Origin of the sequence: Acaryochloris sp. IP29b_bin.137 (genome assembly GCF_028285745.1) — a bacterium.
Classification (GTDB): domain Bacteria; phylum Cyanobacteriota; class Cyanobacteriia; order Thermosynechococcales; family Thermosynechococcaceae; genus Acaryochloris.
The window spans coordinates 1-22670 of record NZ_JANQOP010000047.1; the positions used below are offsets into that span (position 1 = coordinate 1).

A 22670-nucleotide genomic window follows, 5' to 3' on the forward strand; every position below is an offset into this window, starting at 1 on the left:
TACACTGATTGCCATTCCTATCATTTACTCGGTCTACGTGGGCATTGCTGAAGCAGCCAGGGATCTAACAATCCAGAATGCTCAAAAACGACGAGATGACGATCACGCTTGTTACTTGGTAGGTGGTCTAGAGAATGATTTAACGAACGCAAAGTTGGTGCTTCAGCAGATGATTGCTATAGCAGCCTCTCAATCACCAAGTATCGAAACTACCAACCAGATAATGATGGGTCGTACTTTGATCACCCAGTCGGTGTTGAAGGTAGTGGATGCTGCTATGGAAATTACGGGTGGACTCGCATTTCATCGTCCTTATGGTCTAGAAAAACTATTTCGTGATGCTCAAGGCGCTCGTTATCATCCCATGCGTGAGGAGGTACAGCGTAAGCTGGCAGGTCAGTTAGCGTTGGGCAATGCTCAAGAAATACTCTAGAAATGACCTTGATGTGTTCTCCTTATTTGATCCTAATGATTTGTTATTGGTTGTCCTCTTTGGTTGGCTGTCCATCAACGACTCGGTATGCTCCATTCTCCAGTTCTTGGGCGTAATCACGAATGAACGATCCGAAAGAATCTGAGATGACCATCCATGAACAGCCTTCCCAATCAACCGCAATAATCTGGCCTGAAATTCCCCCTTCTGCTGGATTCATATCCAGTGCCCAAAAAACATCGCCGTTGCAGTCCATGATCGGAATCCATTCAGGTAAAAACAACTTTGCTCGAACTGGTCCTTCAACAAAGATGATGCCATCACGAATTTGTTGTTCTTGATCAGGCATTTCATCTGCGTAATTCTCGACTTCAGCAGCAACTTGCTTTCTCTGTTTCCAATTTTCAAGAATGCTTTCAGTTCCAAGATAAGCACCATAGTCAGCAAATACTTTGCAGGGCCATCCGCCACTTTCACCATTGTGAATGAGCAAGCTTGCGCGAAAGTCTGCTGGGATGGGTTGGCCGAGTTCTGCTTCCAATGCTGCGATTTGCTCTTCCGATGCTCCAGGGTTTAGATCTTCGAGCATTTCTGGGGCATTGCGATTGCCCCACTCGATGATCGTCTCCCAGCTTTCAGCAATCATTTGGAATCTCCTTTATCCGTATCAATTTTAGAGATTTAAAACAGCTTAAAGTAGGTTATCAATGGTAGTTGCTCCAGTTGCCAAAACTTACCTATAGAAACAATTCGACCAGACTCATATCCATCAAATATCTAGTGACTAAGGCTTTAGTTAAAAACACAGTTGATGCATAAAAAACATTAAATAGAACTATTTAAATAAATTAAATTTTCAAGAAAAACAAATATTGCTTATCCAATAGCCATCGGCTAGATTGGGAGAAGACACCTTTCCTATTCTCCATATATTTAGCTCAGAGAATCCTCTGCTGTTTTTCTATTTTCCATGAAAATCGAATTTATTAAGATTGCCTGTATTGCAATATCTATTGGTACGCTAACTTTATTTGATAGAGCTGAAGCAGTAGAGAGAAACATTCCAGAAACGCCTTTGCCCAACTTGGCGCAACCTCGAAATTATTTACCTAGTGCCCATGCAACTCGCCGCTTAGAACTCAGTATTAGCCGTCGTCGAGTCACCTTATTTCAAAACGATCAGATCCTCAAATCCTATCCAGTGGCAGTTGGAAAAGCGGGATGGCCCACGCCCGTGGGGGACTTTGCAGTCAAGACCAAAGTCCGCAATCCACCCTGGCAAAATCCTTTTCGGGGTAAAGGGTACGTCATTCCTGGCGGCGCCCTCGATAATCCCCTCGGTACCCGTTGGTTGGGATTCTGGACCAATGGCAAGAACTGGATTGGATTTCACGGCACTCCCAATCGATCGTCCGTCGGTTCAGCGGCGTCTCACGGCTGTGTGCGGATGTATGACGAAGATATCCAAGAGCTGTTTGAGCTGGTTGCGGTCGGTACCCCCGTTAAGGTGATTCGCTAGACCAAAGGTCGGTCACGTTGTATCCCAGCTCTAATAACATCTGACGTAGTAAGGGTAAACTCAGGCCAATCACGTTGCTGTGGCAGCCCCTAATCTGATCCACAAATAGTCCACCGCGGCCATCCAAAGCAAAACAGCCTGCACAGTGTAAGGGTTCACTTGTTTCTGCATAGGCTCGAATTTGACCATCCGTGAGGGGAGCAAAATCCACTTCGGTAATTTGGCAACGGACAAGTTGACGGTTTTGCTTGAGATCGATCAGGGTATGCCCGGTGAGCAAGCGTCCCGTTTGACCGCGCATGGTTTGCCATCTTGCGATCGCATCCTCAATCCCCTGTGGCTTGCCATAAATTTCGCCCCCTAACTCCAACACCGAATCGCATCCCAGCACTAGCGCAGGGGGCTGTTGCTGGTGGGCAACCACTTCAGCTTTGCCTGTAGCGAGGGTGGTCACCAAGGCTTCCGGATCCGTCGTGGTGATCTGAGTTTCGTCAAAATGACTAGGGAGTACCACCGGATCGATACCGACCGTCTTCAGCAGTTGCCGACGAGCGGGGGAGGCAGACGCCAAAATAAAAGGAATCGTCATAGGATACCAAACGGCTATATGTCTAGAGGAGTTAGTCTTCCTTTAGCCCTAGGTAAAGGTGTCATTCATGCCCATGGAAGTGGGTAAACTGAGTGCGTCTCTAGGGATATGGGGTTGACGATCATTCTATGGGTAAGCTGCGAACATGGGGAATAAAGTTCGGACATTGGAGCATCATCTGTTTACCCCTTTGGCTAGGGTCCGCTGCTCAAACCCATCCCCAAGGGGCGTCCGCCATTGCTCAAAACCTAGCGTTTCAAAATCAAGTCACCCTTGAAGTAAAGGGGGATTATCGCTACATCACCAGTAACGGCATCCCTGATCATCAGCCAGGCAACTTTCCAAATCGGGGTAACCCTAACCGCATCTCACCCCAAAAGCATCAGTATCGCGTTCCTGTCCGTCCCCAACAAGCAGCAACCATTACCCCCATGAGAAGGCAGCCGTTTGGTGTGGCACTGAATGGAGTGCCGTTTGATCCAGGAACGGCAGAGTTCTGGAATAACGATCGCCAATCAGGATGGCGATACAATGCCTTGTCAGGGTCTATCAATTTGGGACTAGATGACCATCATGCCCACGTTCAGCCGACCGGAGCATATCACTATCATGGGTTGCCTACAGGTTTAATTGCCTCTCTCTCCTCAACCCAATCGATGATTTTGGTGGGATATGCAGCCGATGGATTTCCCATCTACGCTCTTAAGGGCTATACCGATGCCCAAGATGCCAATTCAGAGCTAAAACAAATGAAACCGAGTTATCGGTTAAAGTCAGGCCGAAGACCCGACGGCCCCCTAGGGCTATATGATGGGACTTTTGAGCAGGACTATCAGTTTGTTCAGGGCGCAGGCGATCTGGACCAGTGTAATGGCCGGGTTGGTGTCACCCCAGACTATCCCCAAAGGATCTATCACTACTACATTACTGAGACTTATCCGTTTATTCCCAGGTGTTTTCGAGGCACGCCTGATTCAAGTTTTGCCCGCAATAATCCTCCTCCCCCACGCAGACCCTCCCAGCCCCCCTCTCATCCTAGTGGGCAACATCCTCCTGGACATCATCCGCCTCGGCACCGACCACCCAAGCATCGACGCCCGCCACACCCTGGGCATTGGCCCCCTCCGCCTCGGCACCGCCATTAAACCCCTCAGTGCTTGCAGTTATCGTGGGGTCTATGGGGGACGATAAGAACTCTCAACCAAGCAGAGTTGAAGCGGACTTGAGAATGACCATCCGTTCTGGGCACAATAGGCTCAAACCAAATGACCTCCTGGTTTTGCTCAACTTTCGGCTAGGCCTCTATTTAGAATGAACACGGTTTCTGAGTCTCCACTCGACCATCCTTCTTCTGCTCCAACACGACCCCCAATTGATCCTGCAGATCTTCACTTTCCTAGCGGTGCGATCGCGTTAGACTCATCCCTCTATATTGAGCGATTACCCCTTGAAGCCCAGGCCTATCAGGGCATCGAGAAACCAGGCGGCTTAGTACGTATTCAGGCTCCCCAAGGTATGGGGAAAAGTTCCCTATTATTGCGGCTAACTGCTTATGCTCGCGCCCAGGGCTATCAGACGGTAACGATCAACTTTCAAACCGCGGATCAAGACATTTTTACCAATATTGGCAAGTTTTTACGGTGGTTCTGCGCTAGCGTCACTTATCAGCTTAGAACGCCCTCTTGTTTAGATGACTATTGGGATAACGACATTGGGGCGAAGCTAAGCTGCACCATGTATTTTGAAGATTATCTGCTGGCTGAGTTAGATACCCCCCTGGTCATTGCCCTTCAGCACGTTGAAGAGATTTTTGAACATGTCGCCATCGCCGTCGACTTTTTGCCCCTGTTACGCTTTTGGCATGAGCAAGCCAAACAAGGGGATGTTTTTCAGCATCTCCGACTTCTAGTCAGTCACTCCACGGAAGTGTATGTTCCCCTGAATATCAACCACTCGCCGTTTAATGTGGGCTTGCCGATTCGATTGCCGCCGTTTAATTTGGCCCAAGTTAAAGCATTAGCCTATGCCTATGGTTTGGGCTGGGAATCCGACCATGAGGCGCAGCAGTTAATGAACTTGGTGGGTGGACGTCCTGCGCTGGTCAATATGGCCTTGTATGACATCAGCTATGGCCAAAAGACTTTAGACAGGTTTTTGCAAGAGGCCCCTACCCAAACGAGCATCTACCGCCATCATCTCCAGAAGCTCTTAACCACGCTGAATCAGCAACCGGAGTTAGCTGCTGCCCTCAAACATGTGGTATCTGCAAGGAACGGTGTTGAGTTAGAACCAGTCATCGCCTATAAGCTTAATAGTTTAGGGTTAGTGGAACTGCGGGGAAATGAGTGTCTGACCTCCTGTGAACTCTACAGACAGTTTTTCGTCCACAAAACCTTCAGTCAACTAGATGCCTGGCGGAAACGGTTAGCGCAACTAGAAGAGGAGAATACCCATTTAAAACAGCTTGTTAATCTAGATGCCCTCACTCAAGTGGCTAATCGTCGGTCCTTTGACGAATTTATTCATGCGAAGTGGCATCAATTGGCCGAGATGCAGGCACCTTTAGCTGTGATCTTGGCAGATGTGGACTGTTTTAAGCTCTACAACGATACCTACGGTCATCAGGCTGGAGACCAGTGCCTACAACAGGTTGCTCAAGCCATTCAAAAGTGTGCCCATCGGGCATCAGACTTAGTGGCGCGATATGGTGGCGAAGAATTTGTAGTGGTGTTGCCCCTCACCACTGCAGAAAGTGCTGCCCAAATGGCTGAGACGATACTGAACTGCATCAAAGAGAAACAGATTATTCATGCTCGTTCTCCGATTGCCGTCAAAATTGTCACAGCCAGTATGGGGATAGCCAGTGTTATTCCTACGCTCAATCAGCACCCGGCCAGTTTAATCAAAGCGGCAGATCAGGCGCTATATCAGGCTAAAGCATTAGGGCGCGATCGCGTTCAGGTTGCCGACCAGCCTTAAGCTTATGCGATATCAGATTGGTGGCAGTCTTACAGCCAATGCGTCGACCTATATTGCCCGGCAAGCCGATCAGCAGATCTATGCTGCCCTAAAACGCGGCGAGTTTTGCTATGTCCTGAACGCTCGGCAAATGGGCAAATCATCCCTACTCGTGCAGACACGTCACCGTTTGCAGGCGGAGGGCTATCGATGTGCAGTTGTCGATATGACCAATATCGGTAGCGAGAACATCACTCCCTTGCAGTGGTATAAGGGGGTGATCAAAGATCTATGGCGCAACTTTAAGCTGATCCGCCAGTTCGACTTCAAATCTTGGTGGCAAGACGAAGCCGATATTTCTTTACTGCAGCGATTAAGTCGATTTATCAAGGACGGGCTGTTAGATCAGTTCCCCGATCAGCAACTGGTGATTTTTATCGATGAGATCGACAGTATTTTGGGATTGCCCTTTTCTGTCGATGACTTCTTTGCCCTGATTCGCTTTTGCTATAACCAACGGGCAGTGGATCCAGACTACTGTCGACTCAACTTTGCCCTTTTTGGCGTAGCCACACCGTCGGACCTAATCCAAAACCGTCAGCGTACGCCCTTTAATTTGGGGACTGCTATTCCTCTCCAAGGTTTTACGGTGGCGGAAAGTAAGATATTGGCCCAGGGGTTGGATTTGCAGGGTAGGGATGCCGATGCAATCTTAGCTGCGATTTTGTACTGGACCCAAGGTCAGCCGTTTCTGACCCAAAAGCTCTGTCAACTCGTGGCTCAAGCCAGCGATGAAGCTGTCAGCATTGCACCGGGGAAGGAAGCGAACTGGGTCGAGCAACTTGTGAAAGACCATATCCTTCAGCATTGGGAATCCCAGGATGAACCGGAACATTTAAGAACGGTGCAGAATCGATTGCTCAATCATTCTGCTTCTGCTGGTCGGCGCTTAGGACTTTATCAGCAGGTGTTGAAGGCTAGCGCTATCCCGGCAGAAGAGAGCCCAGATCAAACCGACCTTATTCTATCGGGGTTAGTCGTTAAGCAGGACGGACAACTTCGGGTTAAGAACCCCATCTATCGCCAGGTTTTCAATCAAGCTTGGGTGGAGAAGCAGCTGGGCCGACTCCGTCCCTACAAAGCGTCTTTGGAATTTTGGTTGGCCTCAGCGCAGCAAGATGAATCCCGGTTATTGCGTGGTCAAACCCTGCAAGAGGCGCTGGACTGGTCCCAAGGGAAGCGACTTAGCGATGAGGATCATCAGTTTTTAACGGCGTCTGTGGAATGCGATCGCAAACAGATTCAAATGACCCTCGAAGCCGAACGGGCACGAGCTATTGAAATCCAGCTTCAACAGGAACAGCAAACCACCAAACTGCAAAAGCGCTTCTCCATTACCGTCTCTATTGCCTTCTTAATTGCTGTGGGCTTAGGAGGAGCTGCCTATCAGCAAGCACAAACGGCCCAAAAACAGACTGAATTGGCCCAGGCCAGTGAGCAAAAGACGCTAGAAAGTAACATTAGGGCGCTCCTCTCCTCTTCCCAGGGAAATATGGATTCCCACCGACAGCTTGAAGCCCTCTCCGACATTATTCAAGCCCATCAACAACTTGATCACCTGCAAAAGGGGGCTGATGGTCTAGCGAACGAGATCCAAGCCACACTCCGTAGTAACGTCCACCGGATGGTGGAGCGGAATCGTCTAACCTTAGGCGTTAAGGTCAAGCATGTTGCGATTAGTCCAGATGGCACCCAAATTGCCACTGCCGCTGCCGATGGCTCCGTCAGTCTTTGGGGTTGGGATGGACAAAGGCGATGGAAAAAGTTTAATCACCAAGCCGAGGTCAACCAAGTCGTCTTTAGTCCAGATGGGCAAACCCTTGCTTCAGCCTCAGCCGATAGAACCGTAAAGCTGTGGAATTTACAAGGCAAGGTCACTCATACCCTTTCATCGTTTGATGCTGAGGTCCGTGCCTTAGTCTTCAATGCTAAGGGGGATCGGATTGTGACGTCTACGAATAGCCACAAAGTACAGTCTTGGACCCGAACAGGCGAACTGATGAACTCCATCACCAAGACGAAGTTTTTTGGCCACAGCGCGGATGGTCGCTATCTTGCCAATAACTACAAAGGTCATGTCATTCAAATTCGCGCTGCCGATAGCACCCTGATTCGGGAGCTGCCCCCAACCCCCCAATTATTGCGAATCATACGATTAAGCCCAAACGGGAACTATATTGCAGCGACGGGGCTGGATCATAAAATTCAGATCAGGACCAAAAAAGGGAAGTTAGTCAGTGAGTTGCCAGGGCATGGTGCCTTAATCCGAGATATGGCGTTTAGCCCCGATGGTGAACTAATCGCCTCGGTGTCATCCGACAAAACTGTGAAACTTTGGCACCGAAATGGCCAGTTATTGAGAACCTTCAAGGGACATCAAGCGACCGTTTGGTCCGTCACATTTAGCCCAGATGGTCAGTTTTTATTATCTTCTTCAGAAGACGGAACAGTGCGCTATTGGCAGCTTCACAATCCCTTTTGGCAACGGTTAGTTGGCCCCACAGATTTTCTCAGCCAAGTGGCCCATCGCCCGGATGGACAGCAATTGGCAGCGATTTCCCCTAGCCACAAAATTTATCGCTGGCATCGTCAGACATCAACAACCTTTGAAGCCGTGCCTCAAGTCATATCGCCTGAATTAGGTGGTCCCTTACATGGGTTGGCCTATCACCCTAACAAACCAGAACTCGTGACAACGGATCGCGGTGGCTATATTCATATCTGGAATGCAGATGGCTCACTTCGCACCCGAAGATCAACTCCAAGCCGCCTATGGTCAGTAGAGTACAGTCCCGATGGTCACCAGTTAGCGATAGGATCCGCTGACAATACAATTCAACGCTGGCAATTTGATGATCAAGGGCAATTGGAACAGGCTCCCTTTCAAATTTTAGAGGGGCATCAAGCCACCGTTCGTGATGTTAGTTTTAGCCCCGACGGTCAATGGTTCGTCTCCGCTTCTCTCGACAAGACCCTAAAACTGTGGACAAGGGATGGCACCTTAAAAGCAACGCTATCCGAGCATCGTGCGGCTGTCCAAAGTGTGGTCATCAGTCCTAACAGCCAGTGGTTTGCTTCGGCTTCAGAAGATAGCGATATCAAGCTGTGGGCTCCTTCAGGTCAATTAATTCAAACCCTGCCTGATCATCAATCTGCGGTCCAGGAGGTCGCCATTAGCCCAGATGGCAAATGGTTAGCGTCTGCGGCTATGGATAACACGGTCAAACTCTGGCAGGTTGATCTGTCAAGCTCGACACCAGCCACATTGGTTCGAACGTTAATTGGACATGATCGTGCGATCCGTAGCGTTGGGTTTAGTCCAGATGGGAAATCCTTAGTTTCAGCGAGCGATGACCAAACCCTAATGCGCTGGAATTTGGCGAAACTTCTACAGACAAAGGAAGAGGAATATGCTTGTCGTTGGATCTCAAATTTTCTAAAAAATAATACTCAGGGCCATCAGCATCGCCACCTCTGCTCGGCCCTGCACAAGCCTTAACGTCTTAGGTACTGAAGCGAAATCCCAGAAACAATAGAGCAATCCCTCCATAGACCAACAAAGCAGATTTCGCCTTGTCCGATAATTGGCGAGCGCATAAATCTCTGGTTCCTAACACCATGCCCACCAGAACATCACCGATACAACCCGTCAGCCGAAACCGATTTAAGGGAATATTGCCGTTGTCATCGACAATAAACCGGAAGTAGCCTGCCAGTAGACTCATGCATCCCAAGATAAACATGGGGATAAGCAGATTTTTCACGGGTGAAGCCACAGCCTATTTGCTCTTCATGATGCCCCACTTAGTCCTTTGCTTGAGCTATGTTTAAATTTGAAGACCGAGCAGCGCTTATCTTAGTAGAGACCAGTAGAGTATCCACCTGCCGAACCAGTTTGGTGATGAGTGAGTAACGCGTTCAGTCTTTTTGTAACTCTCGCAACCAGGGTTTATTGGCTCTACGGCGGGTTAGATTCATTTCCAGACCATAGGCTCTAAATTCCTGTTCACTGTAATATTCGCGAAACCGAGCCAAGGGCACACGGGACCGTCCGTCCAGAGAATGAACTACAGATGTCGGGATGCGAACGTCCCCGCCCAAATGCACAAAAGCTTCTTCTAGGGTCATCCAGGGCCGTTGGTTATCGTTCGCTTCCGTGGGAATAGCCTGTTCAAGATGACTTAATTTATCTGCCAGCCCCTTCATGACACCGCTAGGTTTGACGTTGGGATTTTGACTCGATTTTTGCAGTTTACCCATCCATAGCTGGATCAACGAGCTGAAATATTGAAAGATGCGCTTGAGAATGCGACCACAGACTTGCAAGATACTGCCAATCCCACCAGCTTCTCGGTCAGACTGGGTGCGACGAGAAGTGAGGGCGGCACTGGACCAGCCGCAATTTGCGCAAACTTGACGACCTGATTTAAGGGGGGGGCCTAAGCGGTGGGAGCAGCGGGGGCAGGTTTCCAGCATAGTCAGAGTTTCCGGAGACAGGGATGCGTGACAAGGGTGAATGGTTATTTCAAGCTCTCTGGTGCAGATATGGGACCTAGATTATGGAGGAATTCTAACGGCAAACCATCTGCATCAGCCGCAAAGGCGACATGGTACGACTGCTTGCCAATGGTTTGGGGCATGGGATAGAGCAACACGTTTAAGGTGATTGAGGCCGCCTTTAGCCGGGCTCGCCATTGTTCTAGCCAGGTCGATAGGGTTTGCCCTGGCGAGAGATCATCGGTGATATCTATCGATAAATGATAATAGCCCACGTAATGTTCATCCCCAAAGGCATCTGCTGGCGGTTTCGGATCTGGGATTTGGATCAGTTCCAACCGGCCAGCGGGACCTTCCAACCAACACCCCAGAGTATACCCAGTTGTAAAGCGTTCGATAACTTCAAAATCTAGGGTTTGGTAAAACGAGATCGCACGATGAATATCTCCCGTTCGAATTGACATATGATGTCCTTTCATCGCGCCATCCTAACCGTGCGGCTACCAGATATACCATAGCCCGATAAACCCAAGGCGAGGGATCAAAAGGACTTAATCAAAAAGACGAGAGTGGGGAGAATTAACGGGGATTCCCGGTTCCTTATCCAAATCGAAATTAATCACTTGCCAACGGGGATTTTCGACCGGGTCAGGCCCAAACTCTACCGGCAATCCGTAGAGGCGAGGACGTCCAGCCAGAGTTTTATCAGACCATGGAGATTGTTCTAAGTAGGTGTTAATCAGGGTTCGATAGCGCTGGGCAATAATGACTTTCGTGGCCCGAAACCCCTCTGTATACAGCCGATCAAGGGCTTCATGAATCTCAAAGCGAATACCATCGGGGTGGGTATGCTGTCGATACCACTGCCCATCCCACAAGCGCCAATGGCGTCCTGATTGCAAATGAACAAGGTCTTCCGTTTCAGGGTCCGCTTCAAAAGCACCGTGACGCTGACAAAGGTAAGTATCCGTAAGGGTCAGAGCTGACATCTTTTGCCGACAATGGGGACAGAGCGTCTCAGGCCCAAAAATCGGATAGTGCATGCTGACAGGTGTCATGAAGTCAGAGGAAGAACCGAAGAACGCGGATTGTCGCTTAAGTGGCTTCATTATAACTGTGATTAGCGCTGCTTTGGGTTGGGCCCTGACTGGAGTCGTCTTCATTCACGGTAGGATCGAAACGTCGTTTTGGCATCAGCAATTGGGTTTATCGTCCCCTGAATTTTGGTCTCCACCTGACCTGTCCTTAGCGGCATTTGTAGCGGAGAATGCTACGGTGTTGGGCAATGTGCAAATTCGCTCAGAGGCCAGCATTTGGTATGGAGCTGTGCTGCGAGGGGATGTAGAACGGATTGAAGTGGGTGAATATACCAATATTCAAGATGGGGCCATTCTCCATGGCGATCCTGGACAACCCACTGTGTTGGAGGATTACGTCACAGTGGGGCATCGTGCTGTCATTCACTCAGCCCATATCGAGACAGGGGTACTCATTGGCATTGGGGCCATTATTCTTAATGGGGTTCATATTGGGGCTGGTAGCATCATTGGCGCTGGAGCGGTTGTCTCCAAGTCTGTTCCACCCCGTTCCCTGTGGGTGGGGGTTCCAGCTAAGCCCTTGCGAGAGGTGAGTGAAGCAGAAGCAGCCGATCTGCTGAACCATGCTCGGCATTACCAAAAGCTGGCTTTAGTCCATGCCAATCGAGGGACTGATTTGGGTTTCAAAACGGTTGAGCGTAAAGTCTAAGGGATTTCGATTAGAAAAATCTGACTAATTGTAGGACAATAGCTAAAAAGTGCTTTTAAAAAATTTCTGAGAGGACATTGAGCATGGATGTACGTTTATTAATTGTTTTGGCTCCTATTGCTGTTGCTGGTGGTTGGGCGTTGTTCAGAATCTTCCCCGCTGCTCTCGAACAATGGCAAGGCATGAACAAGTAACCGGGACGTCATTGTTCAAGGTACTCCTTCTACGGTAATCATAATGGGAGGCTAGCGTCGGTTAGCCTCCCATTTGATTCAGTTAGCTTGAATCAACTAAGGCTTAAGCTAACTTTGATTTTGCCTAAGGAGCATTAGCATCGCAGATAAGGGAGTAAGGCTTGAGCGGTTTCTCCAGACAGATTTATGCGCTGCTGTAGATCGGCAAAGTTTTGAAAAGGACCATGGGCGATGCGATCGCGAATCATGTGGCGAGCAATACGCGAAGTCATGCCGGGGATGCCCGTCAACTGTTCTACCGTCGCTGTGTTGAGATTCAACGTAGTTGCCAAGGCTGCACTATCGTAGTAACAAAATTGTAGGATGGCTGCCAACGGCTGCATTCGTTGGACCGGGAGCGATAAGGCAGCCGCGACATCTTCGATGCAGTAAAACTGAACCCCATTATGCGTGAGCTGGACGAGCTGTCGGGCTTGGTGAATAGAGAGCCCAGGGAGACGGAGCCAGTCATCCACGCTGGCCTGATTCACATCAATTCTGACCCCCAGGTCTGCAGCCAGGGCAACTTCGGCTAAAGATTGAAACCGATAATAGGGGTCAGCCAGGATGCGAGCGTGAAGCTTGGGCTGTGTCCATTGAGCCAACCGATCAAGCATGGTGAATAGAACCCCTACCCCAAGAGTTGACGTCGTTGCTGCTCAAATTCATAGTCTGTGACTAACCCTTCTTGGCGGAGGCTCTCAAGTTGGCGGAGGGACTCTGCGATCGCATTCATTTGCGCCGGTTCGAGAGTGGGTTGAGCGGGTTGAGGCCAAGCTGGGTTAAAGGCTTGATGAAACCGATCATCTCCTTGAGACAGATAAACCAGGGCGTCACAAACACTCGCAATCCGGGTTAGGGTGGCAATCGGTAAAGACGCCCACAAGAGGCCCGGAATCATATAGATCAGCCCCCAGCGCATTTGGCCCAAGTAGATTTTATGCAGGCCGGGTAGAATAAGGCCCGCCAAGGCTAGGGTGATGGCTACTGTCCGATTTTTGGGTCTGGGTAGGCCGAGGTTGGGTTGATTGGCGTCAAGAGTCATCCGTCAGAAGGGGCTGCACGTTGGATTAGTTCTAACACATTGCTGATCTATTGGTGCAAGGAATTGAAATGGATGACGGACAAGGTGGCAAACTATCGTTGTTGCTTACCCAGTAGCCAAGCAGGAATATGGAAATATCGGGTGATTCTCAGGGATAACGATTCCATCCATTGAAGCACTCGTACTAGATACGGCTTCGGGGACCGTTGGGATGGCATTGGGGCGTGGCGCTGGCAACCTTGCAATTGGTTCAGCATTCTCTTTAGATGTTGATCCTGTTCCGCCAGTTGGTGAGTTAAGCAACGGGTCTGGCGTTGACACGTTTGACAAAGCATGGGAAATCACTCCTGATGAAGGGGGGCGATAGGGGCGAGCTTGTGCTCGAAAATCGCCGTTGGGGAAGATTTAGAAGAGTGAAGAGGGGTAAGGTTCGTTTATTCTAGCCAAGACAAAATAAAATGGCATCGTTTGAGGGTCAAGTTTCATGAAGCAGCGGTGCAGGTGGGCTGGAGCCCTAATCCACATAGGAGTGAGAGACATAAACCACATACATTTTGGGGTTGCTGGTATCGATCAGTACTTCCATCAAGGTAGTTCCGTCCGAGAAGTCTGCATATAACAGCGAATTCATCTGTGTCCCCTTCTGTTGCAACCTAGAATCCGAAAAGATCTGGCTGGTGGTTTCCTGACGCCACTGCTTGATTTTTTGAAAGGGAACTTGCTGATTCAGAACAGGTAGATCTTGCGGAGTAATTGTAAATTCTGCTTGATAAGTGGGATTGAACCCCGAATAGCAGTTCTCTTGACGGATACGGGCACTCTGAGGCCACTGTGTAATTTTCAGGCCATCGTCAAATTTGTCACAAATAATTTCCTCACCTAGCGGATTGCCACACCCCCCCAACCCTAATATCAAAACGAAGAAGAGTTGACTCAGTTTTTTGATGTGGGTGAAAGGACTGGGTTTAAGGGGTAACATAATCCGATCAGGCTATTGTTCAAACGGTGGAGCTATTTTAGGATAACCAACACCCAGTCCCGACATGAGGGTGACGATGGACGGGTGACTTTTTGTTTAAATCTTTTCCGAGAGACGACGCTTGAATCTATGAGTGCAGATCATCCATTGTGGCTTCAACAACAAGAACTAACCTGTCTTAACTTCCGAATTCTGGAAGTGACCCCAGACACAATTATTGCCGCTCGCAGAACATTTAATTGGGACTGTCTATTCACATGGGTCAATTACACCGTCTTTGTTCGTCGGGTTTCTCTCTTAACGGCGCAGGTCATGGAAACGGATCAGACCGCCTTAATGCAGAAGGCTCAACAGTCCAATCAGTCCCCCTTACCGAGGGGGTTTCAATCTGGGAATGCTGTTTTAGTCGCGTACATTGCCGATCAAGTCGATTTAGAAGCCCAACAGCTTTGCCAGCAAAGAACCAAGATTCGCTTTGCCCAGTTCTACTTGCCTGCTGCTTTAGATCAAAATCAGCACACCTATCTGATCCACAGAACGCCCCTTTGGGGTTTGATCTACTACACAAAATTTCGCTATATTCTCAACCGACTTTTAAAGCCTCTAGGAACCGCCAATCAAGAACCGCGTTCAATCGCTGGCATGATTCTGACTGGGGTAATAATTGGGTATATGCTCCTGTTGGGGGTGATATTAATTGCGATTTCCAGCTAGGCGACTCAATGATCTTGTCAAAAAGCTAATTTTTAGCAGTGAGACTTGTTTATTCAGGGAAGGGGACATTCTCAGCAAATCCTCAAGTTTATTTATGGGCTTCTCAGGCGTAGATCAAATCCTTCTCAAAATGGCTCGGCATCATTAGGGATAAGTTCAGTCTTACAGGGAAATCGCAATGAAACGTCTCGTCTTTGGCACCTTATCTGCCGTTTTACTGGCTGCCCATGTGGTTCAGCCAAGCCTAGCGGCAAAGCCTTCTGCACCCGGAAATCCGAGTGAAAATTCTTTTCTAGTGGCTAAAAAATCGGTGATTTCGTCGGGTCAATTTGTCACCGTTAAAAAGCAGTCTACGGGTTCTGCGCAAATTATCACCAAAAACGGTAAACGCTATTTGGAATTGAGTTCTGATTTCAGTACGGGGAATGGGCCAGATGTAAAAGTGGTTTTATCCCGTCAGTCCATTGTGCCCAATTCTATCGATGAAGGTTCGTATATAACCCTTGCTCCTTTGCAACAATTTAGGGGCAAGCAGCTTTACGAAATTCCCAGCAACATTGACTTGGCAGACTATGCATCCGTCGCCCTGTGGTGTAGACAGTTTAATGTCACCTTTGGGTATGCCCCCCTTAGCTAAACTTGTTAGGTTGCCGAACGGACTGATATTTTGATCGAATTAAGTCTTATCAGCAGCTATTTTCCACCTAAAAATGAGATCAAAAAATACCCTCGATATCGCTCGAGGGTATTGCTTCAGAAGAGGAACTCTAATCTAACGACAGACAGCACCCATATCGGGAAAGACCTAGCGCTTCGCTAATTCTCCGTGAACGGGGCGCCCATTTTCTCTTAAAAGTTCCAGCCAAGCGTCAGCATCATCGAGCTTATAGCCCGAAAACTGAATCGTCGTTTGTTGATCTGTAATGGTTCGCACCGTCATGAAAAAACTCCTTGAGCATAGGACCAAAAATCCAAATGCGATTCTCCCATGCTTTTTTAGGGTGAGTCGGGTTTACTAACGCGAGAGAAATGGAATTCTATATTTCTTTGAGGACTGCAAAATTTTGCAATAAACGGCTAGCCCTCTTCCTATTCATTCCAGCGATCGATCTACTCCCAATAGTTCCATCAATTGTTGCTCCGATAGTTGGGGAATATTGTATTTTTCTGCCTTTTTCAGCTTATTCCCAGGCGCGTTACCAACGACCACGTAGCTCGTTTTTGAACTCGGATGGGCATTGATGGTGCCTCCTGCTTCCTGAATAACTGTTTTCACTTGTTCATAACTCAATTGAGCTAGCTTGCCCGTAATCACAAAACTTTGACCTGCGAGGGGGAGGTCAGCCTCAATATTTGCCGTTTCTGGCGCAATCGCTGGAGCCGCAACTGACGGCTGCTGTTGTTTTTCCAGGGTGAGTTGTTCAACCTGCTGTTCAAAATGAGAGACCACGTCCTTGGCCATTTTCATGGCTTTTTCTAGCTCGGTTTTTTCTTGTTTAAGGGTTTTAACTTGGGCCTCTAGGTGGGTAATGTGCTGATCCGCCTCCTTCAGCGCCACCATCATCTCTTCTGGCAAGGCATCGCCCAGGTCAGGCAATTCAGCTGCCTGTTGTTCTAGGGTCTGAATTTTTTGCTGCAGGGTGGCTATTTCGGCCGTAGCAGCGTTGTAGGTCTGCTGTAATTGGTTGCGAGCAGTCGTCATCTCTTGAAGCTGCTGTTCTGCAGCGCTGGTAGCGGATTGCAGCTCAAGAATCTGCTGTTCTAAGGCTTGGTTCTCTGATTGGAACGACGCTGTCTCTTTTTGGGTTTGGGACAACGTTGATTGCAGGGTCTGTTGGGTATGGGTGAGTTGCTCAACTTCTGCGGTTAGGGTTTGAATGGTGTTTTCGGCAGTTTGCCAAGCTTGGGTGATGCGATCGCACTCTCCTTTCACTTGAGTTAACTCCGCTTCCACCGTGGCAATATCAGGAACTCGATCTAGGGCGGTTTGCAAGTCTAGATTGGTCTGGGTTAAATCAGTGAGCTGCTGTTGCAGTTGGGCCTGCTCCGTTTGGGCTGACTGGAGTTCAGCTTGCAAGGATACGGGAAGTGACTCGGCTTCCTTGAGGGCGGTTGCCAAGCGGGTTTTCTCCTGCTCCGAAGCTTGGCACTGCTGTTCAGCCTGGTTTAACTGTTGCTGTTGGCGTTGGAGTTCCTGCTGGAATTGGGTGCAATCTTGTCGTGTAGCCTCAAGCTGCTGTTCGAGTTGACTATTGCGGGTTTCTGTAGTTTGTAAAGCGGTTTCTAAGGTCTGCTGCTGCTGCTCTAAGTCTGTAATCTGTTTCTGGAGCGGTATCAGTTGATTTTGGTGTTTCGTTAACTGGGTTTGAAATCCGTTACGTTCTTGCTGCAGTTGAACTTGGTGCTCAGCGAGCTGTTGGTTGAGGGTATCCCGTTCCGTTTGCAGGGTCTGAAGTTGGTTCTCCAGCGTTGCGATCGCTTCTGCTTGCCTTTGGCCCCTCTGATCTTGCTTCGTCGCTTGGGCTAGATTGTTCTGTTCCAAATCCTGAATTTGCTGACGGAGGGTCGCAATGGTATCTTGAGCATCCGTTAAATCTGCAGAAAGCTGCTGATGGGCCTGGTTTCGCTCTTCCAGCTCTGATCCTGAGTCAACCGCCTGGGTTTCAAGGGTCTGCTCCAGTTCACGGACCTGCTGGCGGAGGGTATCAATCAACGTATGGGCATCTTGCAGATCATGCGTCAACTCGGTATTTAGATCGGTATCTTGAGTTTCTAAAGCCGCCAAAGATGTTTGAGCCACTTCGTACTCTTCCGCCAGTTGCTGTTGGGTCTGTTTAGTGGTGTCCAAGCGGTTTTTTAGGCTGGCGATTTCCTGTTCTTGGGCACTGATAACGGCTGTTAGGGCTTGATTCTCTTGAGTCAGGGTTTGGTATTCATCCTGGCTTTGACTGAGGGTTTGCCACTGGGCGGTCAGTTGTTGATGCTCTGTTATCAGTTGTTGATGGGTCTGGGTAAGGGCCGCTAAGTTCTGAGCCATTTCATCCCGGGCCTGGGTCAGTTGTTGCTGGGCACCCGTGAGGGTATCGACTTGCTGCGTGAGGGCATCTCGATCGGCTTGAACCTGTTCTACTGTGGTGGTTAACGTCTGTCTTTCAGTGGTTAATGCCGTGATCTGTGCTTGCAGATCGGCGACTTCAGTGGCCAGATTTTGACGCTGCTGCTCCCGTTGGGACTGTTCCTGAAGCTGGGTCTTTAGCTGCTCTGATGTTGTTGTTAAAGTGGCGTTTTGCTGCTCAAGCGCCTGAATCACGGATTGTGCTTGTCCATATTCCGATTCAACCTGCTGGTGGTCTTGCGATAGATCTCGCAATTGCCCTTGAAGTTGCTCATTATTTTCAGTCAGGGTAGCGATGGTTTGTTCAGCTGTTGCTAACTTTGCTTTTAAGGGTTCCTGTGTTTGAGTGAACTGCTCGATTTGGAGCTGCAGTCCACGCATTTTGGATTGAGCTTGGCGGAGGTCCACTTCAGCTTGGGTTTTGGCTGTGGTTAGCGTTTCTAGATCTGCTGCAGTGGCGCTTTGTTTTTCGAGTTCGGTGGATAATTGCTGGTTCTGCTCCTGCAGGGCGTCTCGTTCTGATTGGAGCGTTAGGAGTTGTGCCTGTTGGTTCTGGTGATCGCACTTCTCCGCTTGCAGTTGGTCCTGCAGTTGGGACACTTGCTCGGTTAAATCAGCAATCTCCTGCGTTTGGGCCGCTGCCTCCTGTTGCGCGGTTGCCAACACTGTCGAGAAGGTCTGCTTTTCTGCTTTTAAAGTGTCCACATCACCCTGTAGTTGGGTTTGGGCCTTCGTCAGCGCCTGCTGTTGCTTGGCTGAGGCTGATGTGAGCTGCCGTTGGCGCTGTCGCTGTCGAAGCGTATCCACAGTGGTCGCTCCTAACAGAAGACCCCCTAAACTTTCTAGGACCAAACGAACATCGAGAAAACTGGACAATTCAGGCATGGACGTAACAGTAACCTTTGCAACGATGATGACAATCAGGAAACGAATTCCCTTCTTTTATCCTGACGTTCTCTGCTGAGAAATGCTAGGACATTGGCGACAAAGATTCTCTCGGTCTCGTCTTTTGCAATAAGCTTTATACCTAAAAATACTTATTTCTACTCTGATTTTTTAGGTATGAGATGAGCCGTTTAACCCCTCAAGGGCTTGGTGGACTAAAGCCACCCCCTGGGTGACGACGATCTGCCGCCAAGCTAAACGAGAGGGAGCATTGGCTTCGAGTAACAAAGATTTTGCCCATTGATAAGTAGAAGAAGTGGGCTGATCCCACCAATGGGCCTGATTCTCGGCCCGAATGGCTTTTAGCACAGGCAGCAGCGGATAGGTGCCAAACTCAACCGTGGCAAATCGATAGTCACAGTCCGACATTAAAGCCTGGCACCAGGGACCAATATCCCCCTGGCAGACATAGGTCGCGCCTTGCTGTCCGAGGATTTGCAGACCTTCAGCAGTAAAGGTTTGTTGAAACCAGGGCAGATCCTTTTGATCGGCTTGGGGTTTGACGAGAAAGGTAGGAGCCGTCCAGCGCCCTAGCCCCGTATGTAAATCGAGATGCAAGACCTGCTGGGTTTGTGCCAACCAGTTCGGCAATTGGGTCGCCAAAATCCGTTGAGTCTGGGCAGGCGCTTGACCCCCGAAAAAGATCCCCTGGGGAAAATCATACTGGCCAACAGGTAGCGTTTGTTTGAGGGACGATACACCATATCGAACGGTATAACCCAACAGTTTGAGAAGATAGGAATCGCGTGGGTTTGGCGGCTGCCGAGGGTTGAGAAAAGCATCGAGCTGCGCATAGGCATCGGGACTTCCCGCGAAGGCTTGTCCTGGCAATAGAAAATTACGATTGAGATCGATATTGTCTTCATTACAACGGCGGTTCCAGGCAAAGCCATAGGGGTTGAGGGCATGGATCAACAGCACCGCCACTCCTTTGGGCAATGTCAGATTGGGCAACAGTTCGGTTAACGTTGCCACCTGAATGGCCGAGCCGCAATAGCCTTCTACCCCATGCAGACCACTGGAGAGGATCAGCGTTATTTGGGGAGATTTAGAGCCATAACGGGCCACGTCCATACTTAAGGATTGGTCTTGTGGCCCCAGGGCTTTGATGGGGTGAGTTTCCAGAACACAGGCTAAGGACTGGGCGGCTTGCCGGAAGCGATCGCGCGCTTGCCAATAATCGGAGGGAAACACAGACATTTTGAAGCGGAATACTCGTTCTTTCGAATTTCTATGGAGTGAGTTTAACGGATCGAGCTTGTCCTTTAGCCAATGCTCCTTAGACCGAGCTGAGTGTCAACAGTTAGCGGATGGAAACGGAAAAAAATCCGCGAAATCACTGATCTAAGTTACAAAACTAGGCAGGTAGAATATAAATTATTTTACTAAGAAAAATTTCTTTTTGTAACAAAACCTAAAGAATAGCTGTAGAATATTGAATAAAATTCTCTTGAATGTTTCTGCAACTTCGTCTACTACTAACGCTTGCTTCCCTTCATTGCATTAATGCCTATGGAACCATCGAAGTTTGATCCGTATCAACTGCTCACTGAGCTGTCAAGCTCTGGCGCCACTGGTGTTCTTAAGGTTAGTAATGGCAAATCTGTCTGGCATATCTATTTGAATGAGGGAGACCTGCGGTATGTCGATTGCTCTGTCCAAACCCTGGCCCAGCTCAGCTATTTTCTGTGCCGACAAGGGTTAGACCAAGCATTTAATGTCCTAAAGGAAATGCCACCTGCCGCTGAGGTAGTGGAGGGAACGACCGCAACACAAGCTCAGGGCCTTATTCAACGCTCAATGATGTGGCTACAAGATCGCCAGGCCCTGGATGAGATCCAATCCCGGCAACTGATTGAAGATATGACCCAAGATGCCCTGGAAACCTTTTTATGGCTGCGTCAAGCCAGGGCAACTTGGGACAATGGAACCCCTTCACCAGCATGGGTAACCCTAGTGTTGGGGCAAATACCGCTGCTAGATTTGGTCGATACGGTCCGATTCCTTAAGCAGCGCATGAGGGGTTGGCAAAGTTGCTGCCCACAGATTTGGTCTCCCTATCAACGTCCCTACCTGTTAGATTTCCGCCACATCAGCAAACCAGTGACGGGTGGCAAACTATCCCCAGAAGCTTTGACAAAATTAGCCCAGTTAATGAGTCGAGGATTCAGTATTCGTCAGCTTTCAGTATTGCTCAAACAGGACGAGCTGCATATTGCTCAACTCTTTGGTCCCTACGTGAAACAGCAAGTCATTTTTCTACGGAACCCTCAACCGCCCTTTGACCAACTCCCTCGGATTCCGATTGTACCCAAAATGCCGACGGTCACCCAAGCAGCTCAGGCGGCCCAGGCGGCCCAGCGAGTCTTTAAGATTGTCTGCATTGACGACAGCCCAACCATTTTGAGTGAGATTGAGCGGTTTTTAGGGAACACTCGGTACGAAGTCACTACCGTAGATGATCCCATTCAAGCCTCTTCTGTCATCTTTCGGATCAAGCCCGATCTGATTTTGCTCGATATCACAATGCCCAAAATCAACGGTTACCGTCTGTGTAGTTTGCTGAGAAGTAGTGCTGTCTTTGACGAAACCCCGATCATTATGGTGACGGGAAATACCGGGCTCATTGATAAGGCCCGGGCCAAATTAGCCGGAGCCACCGATTATTTCACCAAACCTTTTACCCAAAAAGGCCTTACAGAAGTGGTGGAAAAATACTTGACTCAACTCAATCCAGCTTAGAGGCATCGGGTTAGTTCCAAAGCCTTCAAGTCAGTAGCGAGTCTGTCCCCAACCCATCCATTTCAGCGCTTACCCCCCGCCTACTTGTTCACTAAATTAGCGATCCAAGGACCTACCATGAGCAGCAAAATCTTAGTTGTCGATGACCTCCAATCCGAACTGGACTTACTCTGCCAGTATTTGACAGAAGAAGGCTACACCATTGTCACAGCCACAAATGGTGCTGAAGCGTTGGAAAAAGTCAATCAGAACAAGCCCGATGCCATCGTTACCGATTGGATGATGCCCAAAATGGGGGGGTTAGACCTAGCCCGTAAGCTGCGTAAGAATCCAGAAACCGCCGATATTCCCGTAGTAGCCTGCACGGCCAAAGACCGGGATGTGGATCGCATGTGGGCTGCCAAGCAAGGGGTGGAAGCCTACGTCACCAAGCCCTGCACCAAACAAGAACTCGTCAGTGCCCTGAGAGCGGCCATGAAATAAATGACTCAACAACCCACTGCCTCTACAACTTCTCTGTCGCGGCTGCAAGAACTGCTGCCCCAGCTCTTTCAGTCCACCCAACTCACGGGTCAGCCCTATCTGAGATTTACGGTGACAGAAGGGATTGGCGCTCTCCTGTCGATGGAACATGTTCAAGAGTCCTTGATGGTCGAGGCTGAACAGATTACCCCCATCCCCAATATGGCCCGATCGGTGCTGGGATTGATGAATTCCCGAGACCAGGTCTTCTGTGTGGTTAATCTGTCCCAGTTATTGGGCTATCCCGATGTCACCGGTAGCCAACGTCGCTATAGCATGATTGTGGTTCGAGTCCCCCGTTCTGATTATCAACGGTCGGGGAATGAAGAGGCTTTATTGGGTTGGGCCGTGCCCCACATTCAAGGGGTAACCCGGCTACAAGCAGAGCAATTGCAAACCGACCTTTCCCTTTGTCCGGCAAACCTCAGTCCTTACGTTTCCGGGGCGTGCCAGCAGGACCAACAAACGATGTATATCCTTTATCCACCAGCCCTAGCTAAAGCACCGGCTTTATATCCCACCTAGGTCTGGACCCACCAACACAAAGTTGACCGCTTTCTCTATACCTTATAC

Annotated in this window: 25 protein-coding genes; 12 read left to right on the forward strand and 13 right to left on the reverse strand. The window is 49.2% G+C overall.

What is annotated here, in order from left to right; translation table 11 throughout:
- Positions 1-433: acyl-CoA dehydrogenase family protein (locus Q0991_RS03840; RefSeq protein ID WP_299485673.1), on the forward strand; the 433-nt coding region annotated here is incomplete at its 5' end.
- 43 nt (positions 434-476) lie between these two features.
- Here the strand turns inward: Q0991_RS03840 and Q0991_RS03845 are convergent.
- Positions 477-1079, reverse strand: a complete 603-nt coding sequence (locus Q0991_RS03845; protein WP_299485675.1) for an SMI1/KNR4 family protein — start codon at positions 1077-1079, stop codon at positions 477-479.
- A gap of 324 nt (positions 1080-1403) precedes the next feature.
- Between Q0991_RS03845 and Q0991_RS03850 the strand changes: the two genes are divergently transcribed.
- Entirely contained in the window at positions 1404-1952 is a 549-nt protein-coding gene (locus tag Q0991_RS03850) for a L,D-transpeptidase (protein ID WP_299485677.1), read from the forward strand.
- On the opposite strand, the gene Q0991_RS03855 is transcribed toward Q0991_RS03850, so the two are convergent.
- On the reverse strand, positions 1936-2541 hold the full coding sequence (locus Q0991_RS03855; protein WP_299485679.1) for a nucleoside triphosphate pyrophosphatase: 606 nt from the start codon (positions 2539-2541) through the stop codon (positions 1936-1938). The genes Q0991_RS03850 and Q0991_RS03855 overlap by 17 nt on opposite strands.
- Positions 2542-2669: 128 nt before the next feature.
- Between Q0991_RS03855 and Q0991_RS03860 the strand changes: the two genes are divergently transcribed.
- The 3 genes from Q0991_RS03860 to Q0991_RS03870 all read left to right on the forward strand — a co-directional run bounded on the left by Q0991_RS03860 (position 2670) and on the right by Q0991_RS03870 (position 9058).
- Positions 2670-3686 (forward strand): YHYH protein, encoded by a 1017-nt coding sequence (locus tag Q0991_RS03860; protein WP_299485681.1) that lies wholly within the window; start codon positions 2670-2672, stop codon positions 3684-3686.
- A gap of 166 nt (positions 3687-3852) precedes the next feature.
- The gene (locus Q0991_RS03865) at positions 3853-5520 is read left to right on the forward strand and encodes an AAA-like domain-containing protein (protein WP_299485683.1); all 1668 of its coding nucleotides are present in this window, start codon (positions 3853-3855) and stop codon (positions 5518-5520) included.
- Between the two features lie 4 nt (positions 5521-5524).
- Positions 5525-9058, forward strand: coding sequence for an AAA-like domain-containing protein (locus Q0991_RS03870; protein WP_299485685.1), 3534 nt, complete (start codon positions 5525-5527; stop codon positions 9056-9058).
- 4 nt (positions 9059-9062) lie between these two features.
- On the opposite strand, the gene Q0991_RS03875 is transcribed toward Q0991_RS03870, so the two are convergent.
- The 4 genes from Q0991_RS03875 to Q0991_RS03890 form a co-directional block, all read right to left on the reverse strand.
- Complete coding sequence (locus Q0991_RS03875; RefSeq protein WP_299485687.1) at positions 9063-9323, reverse strand: hypothetical protein; 261 nt, start codon at positions 9321-9323, stop codon at positions 9063-9065.
- Positions 9324-9477: 154 nt separating this feature from the next.
- Complete coding sequence (locus Q0991_RS03880) at positions 9478-10035, reverse strand: hypothetical protein (protein ID WP_299485689.1); 558 nt, start codon at positions 10033-10035, stop codon at positions 9478-9480.
- A 44-nt stretch (positions 10036-10079) separates the two neighbouring features.
- Entirely contained in the window at positions 10080-10520 is a 441-nt protein-coding gene (locus tag Q0991_RS03885) for a VOC family protein (RefSeq protein WP_299485691.1), read from the reverse strand.
- An 87-nt stretch (positions 10521-10607) separates the two neighbouring features.
- A complete protein-coding gene (locus Q0991_RS03890; RefSeq protein ID WP_299485693.1) occupies positions 10608-11114 on the reverse strand; it encodes a TIGR02652 family protein in 507 nt (168 codons plus the stop codon).
- Positions 11115-11256: 142 nt separating this feature from the next.
- On the opposite strand from Q0991_RS03890, the gene Q0991_RS03895 reads away from it, so the two are divergent.
- Positions 11257-11802, forward strand: coding sequence for a gamma carbonic anhydrase family protein (locus Q0991_RS03895; protein ID WP_299485767.1), 546 nt, complete (start codon positions 11257-11259; stop codon positions 11800-11802).
- Positions 11803-11885: 83 nt separating this feature from the next.
- Positions 11886-11996: a photosystem II protein Y gene (locus Q0991_RS03900; protein ID WP_299485695.1), complete on the forward strand. Its 111-nt coding sequence runs from the start codon at positions 11886-11888 to the stop codon at positions 11994-11996.
- 134 nt (positions 11997-12130) lie between these two features.
- Here Q0991_RS03900 and Q0991_RS03905 read toward each other — a convergent pair whose 3' ends face one another.
- From Q0991_RS03905 to Q0991_RS03920, 4 genes are all read right to left on the reverse strand, one after another.
- Positions 12131-12652, reverse strand: a complete 522-nt coding sequence (locus Q0991_RS03905) for a ComEA family DNA-binding protein (protein ID WP_299485697.1) — start codon at positions 12650-12652, stop codon at positions 12131-12133.
- 14 nt (positions 12653-12666) lie between these two features.
- The gene (locus Q0991_RS03910; protein ID WP_299485699.1) at positions 12667-13080 is read right to left on the reverse strand and encodes an SHOCT domain-containing protein; all 414 of its coding nucleotides are present in this window, start codon (positions 13078-13080) and stop codon (positions 12667-12669) included.
- A gap of 92 nt (positions 13081-13172) precedes the next feature.
- The gene (locus Q0991_RS03915) at positions 13173-13415 is read right to left on the reverse strand and encodes a hypothetical protein (protein WP_299485701.1); all 243 of its coding nucleotides are present in this window, start codon (positions 13413-13415) and stop codon (positions 13173-13175) included.
- 179 nt (positions 13416-13594) lie between these two features.
- Positions 13595-14059, reverse strand: a complete 465-nt coding sequence (locus tag Q0991_RS03920; RefSeq protein WP_299485703.1) for a hypothetical protein — start codon at positions 14057-14059, stop codon at positions 13595-13597.
- Positions 14060-14188: 129 nt separating this feature from the next.
- Between Q0991_RS03920 and Q0991_RS03925 the strand changes: the two genes are divergently transcribed.
- Complete coding sequence (locus Q0991_RS03925) at positions 14189-14773, forward strand: hypothetical protein (protein ID WP_299485705.1); 585 nt, start codon at positions 14189-14191, stop codon at positions 14771-14773.
- 178 nt (positions 14774-14951) lie between these two features.
- Complete coding sequence (locus tag Q0991_RS03930; protein WP_299485707.1) at positions 14952-15410, forward strand: DM13 domain-containing protein; 459 nt, start codon at positions 14952-14954, stop codon at positions 15408-15410.
- A gap of 168 nt (positions 15411-15578) precedes the next feature.
- Here the strand turns inward: Q0991_RS03930 and Q0991_RS03935 are convergent, their stop codons facing one another.
- From Q0991_RS03935 to Q0991_RS03945, 3 genes are all read right to left on the reverse strand, one after another.
- Positions 15579-15713: a hypothetical protein gene (locus Q0991_RS03935; RefSeq protein ID WP_299485708.1), complete on the reverse strand. Its 135-nt coding sequence runs from the start codon at positions 15711-15713 to the stop codon at positions 15579-15581.
- A 153-nt stretch (positions 15714-15866) separates the two neighbouring features.
- Positions 15867-18773 carry a BRCT domain-containing protein gene (locus Q0991_RS03940; protein WP_299485710.1) on the reverse strand — a complete coding sequence of 969 codons (2907 nt, stop codon included), beginning with the start codon at positions 18771-18773 and terminating at the stop codon, positions 15867-15869.
- Between the two features lie 171 nt (positions 18774-18944).
- Complete coding sequence (locus Q0991_RS03945) at positions 18945-20033, reverse strand: DUF2817 domain-containing protein (RefSeq protein WP_299485711.1); 1089 nt, start codon at positions 20031-20033, stop codon at positions 18945-18947.
- Positions 20034-20345: 312 nt separating this feature from the next.
- Between Q0991_RS03945 and Q0991_RS03950 the strand changes: the two genes are divergently transcribed.
- The 3 genes from Q0991_RS03950 to Q0991_RS03960 all read left to right on the forward strand — a co-directional run bounded on the left by Q0991_RS03950 (position 20346) and on the right by Q0991_RS03960 (position 22622).
- A complete protein-coding gene (locus Q0991_RS03950) occupies positions 20346-21575 on the forward strand; it encodes a response regulator (protein WP_299485712.1) in 1230 nt (409 codons plus the stop codon).
- Between the two features lie 117 nt (positions 21576-21692).
- Positions 21693-22058 carry a response regulator gene (locus Q0991_RS03955; protein ID WP_299485714.1) on the forward strand — a complete coding sequence of 122 codons (366 nt, stop codon included), beginning with the start codon at positions 21693-21695 and terminating at the stop codon, positions 22056-22058.
- Entirely contained in the window at positions 22059-22622 is a 564-nt protein-coding gene (locus Q0991_RS03960; protein ID WP_299485715.1) for a chemotaxis protein CheW, read from the forward strand. It abuts the gene before it with no gap.
- The last annotated feature ends 48 nt before the right edge of the window (positions 22623-22670 follow it).